Source organism: Adlercreutzia muris (genome assembly GCF_041223505.1).
GTDB classification, from domain to species: domain Bacteria; phylum Actinomycetota; class Coriobacteriia; order Coriobacteriales; family Eggerthellaceae; genus Adlercreutzia; species Adlercreutzia muris.
On sequence record NZ_JBCLQK010000022.1, the window covers coordinates 1 to 2,607 of the forward strand.

A 2,607-nucleotide genomic window follows, 5' to 3' on the forward strand; every position below is an offset into this window, starting at 1 on the left:
CTGAGTAGTAACCTCTCGCGGTACCATCGATCACCTGGCTTGGTACCGGCGATCAGCAAAAGGCGGTACCGCGAGTAGGCTGTCTCGGTACCGCTAATCAGCGCGCCTCTTCTTGGCGAAGTACTCTCGCATGTTCGGCCCCTCGAGATCTATGTAGCGGGCACCGGTTGCGATGCGGTTGAGGATCGAGTCCGCCATCAGCTCGCCCTCGATGCGCAGGTACCACTCGTTCGGCTCGAGCTGCGAGGCGATGACGGTCGCGCGGCGGCCCTCGCGCGCCTCCATGATCTCGAACAGGTCGACCGAGTTCTGCGTCGATATCGGCGTCGTCATGAAGTCGTCGACCAACAGGAGCGCGACGGACTTGTAGGCGTCCATCTTCTCGAAGTAGCTGCCGTCCTTGGCGGCGCGGGCCCGGTTCAAATCGTCGCAGATGTCGGCGAGGCGCGTGTAGCGCACGGGTATCAGCCTGCGGCACGCCGCGTTGCCGAGAGCCTGAACGACGAAGCTCTTGCCGCAGCCGGTTTTCGAGATGACCACGACGACCTCGCTCTCGCCGATCCACTCGCATCGGGCGAGGCGGTTGATACGGTCCTTGGCGAGCGTCCGGTCGGGCAGATAGACGACGTCCTCGACGCATGCCGAGGGATCCTTGAAGCGCGCGTCCTTGACGAGCTTGGCCACCTTGCGCTCCCGCCTGGCGGCGGCCTCCGCGTCGATGAGCATCTCCATCTTCTCCTCGAAGGTGAACCGATCGTACGACTCGTCCTCCACCATCTCGCGCAGCTTGTCCCCCATGGCCTTTATCCTGAACTGTCTGAACAGCTCGAAGTGCTCTTCGGTAAGCATCCTACTCGCCGCCTCTCTTGTAGGCGTCCGCGCCGCGCAGGCGGCCCGCCGATTTGGCGCGGTCCACCAGCTCGCCGGAGCCTGCGGCCCCGACGGGGCGCCCCTTGGCTCGCTCCTCGGCGTCGGACGACTTGATGGCGAGGATCGCGTTCTTGAGGCCGGTGTAGCTGGGAAGCGCCGAGGCCGCGTTCAGCTTGGCACAAGCGCGCTCGAGCAGCGCCGGCGCGTACGTCTTCGACAGCCCGAGGATGTTGCGGCAGGAGACGAACGACTGCTCGACGATCGCGCGGCTGGCGAGGACGCGCTCGATCGCCGATGCGGTCTCGGGGCCGACGCGCCTCGCCCACGACGCGAACCGCTCCGGCGACCACGGGTCGTCCAGCGCGGCATGGTTCTCGGGCATGTGCTCGACGTTGGTCGAGTACTGCCCCTTGCGGCCGTGAAGCCTCGGGTGCACGGCGACCACCGCCCCGCCGTGCATCACCGCGACCGACGACGAGGTCAGCTTCACGTCGACCTGCTCGCCGATGAGCGAGTGGTCGACGGAGTAGTGCATGTAGTCGACGGTGACGTGGTAGTCCGGGGCCACCTTGGCGCTGCGCCACTCGCACATCTCGTAGCGCTCGGCGGGAAGGGGCATCAGGTGCATGCGCTCCTCCTCGAACACCGAGTCGCGCGAGCCGTCCTTGGCGGAGAACGGCCGGGAGTTGAGCCATGCCACCTTCTCCGCGCAGAACTCGTTGAACTCGTCGATGGTATAGAATGTCATCTCGCCGGACGGCCCGATGATCCAGCGCTCAACCAGGTCGACGCACGATTCGGCCACGCTCTTGTCGCGCGGCCGACGGACCCGGGCGGGCAGGACGGCCGCCCCGTAGTGCTCGGCGAAGCGCTCGTACTCCCTGTTCACGAGCGTGACCCGCGGGGCTGCGGCCCGATCGGTCGCCGTGGCGGCGTTGTCGGGCACCCACATGCGCGGAACGCCGCCGAACTCCTCGAACGCGTGGATCTGGCCCTCCTGCCAGGATTTCTGCCTCATGTCGCAGAAGCCCTCCGCCCAGAACTTGTCCGAGAAGGGCAACGTGACGACCAGGACGTAGACCTTGGTCCTGGTTCCCAGCAGCTTGTCGGTGAGGTGGGCGACGTCGCCGGCCCAATCGATGAAGCACTTGGCCCCCGGCTCGTGGGAGAAGTGCCTGGTCGCGCCCATCTTGCCTGCGGCGTCGGCGAACATCTCGCAGAACGTCTGGTAGGCGTAGGCGAGCTTCCCCTCCGCCGCGGCGCGCTCGCAGTACTCGAGCCAGAAGAGCTTCACCGGCAGCTTCCGACTCATTTTCTTGCGCTCGACCAGCGCCGCCATGTCGGGTCTCAGGTAGGCGTCGTTCGGACGGCGCTCCTCCTTGGCGAAGAACATGTCATCGACCGCGTCGGCGTCCATCGAGCTCACGGCGTCGAACGTCAGGCCGCATTCGCGCATCACCTTGGCGCCGGCGGAGACGTCGCGCTTGCTGACGTGAAGCGCGGCCGCGATGTCCGACTGGGTGGCCCCTCCCTTGGCCAGCATCAGGAGGATTTTCTTGTTCTTGGACATAGGCATCGTGCCCCTTTCCATGAAAGCGAGCCCCGGATTGGGCTCGCGACATGGAATTCTAGGCTCGATGGGCGGCGGTACCAATTTATCTTACCCAGGGTACCAAGCCCGCTGACTGGCGGTACCAGATTCTGCTGATTGTTGGTACCGGAGAGGGTTACTACTCA

Annotated in this window: 2 protein-coding genes; both read right to left on the reverse strand. The window is 65.4% G+C overall.

What is annotated here, in order from left to right:
• Positions 1-93: 93 nt before the first annotated feature.
• Positions 94-849, reverse strand: coding sequence for an ATP-binding protein (locus AAK988_RS11290; protein ID WP_139912829.1), 756 nt, complete (start codon positions 847-849; stop codon positions 94-96).
• 1 nt (position 850) lies between these two features.
• A complete protein-coding gene (istA, locus tag AAK988_RS11295; RefSeq protein WP_158295183.1) occupies positions 851-2,440 on the reverse strand; it encodes an IS21 family transposase in 1,590 nt (529 codons plus the stop codon).
• Positions 2,441-2,607 lie beyond the last annotated feature (167 nt).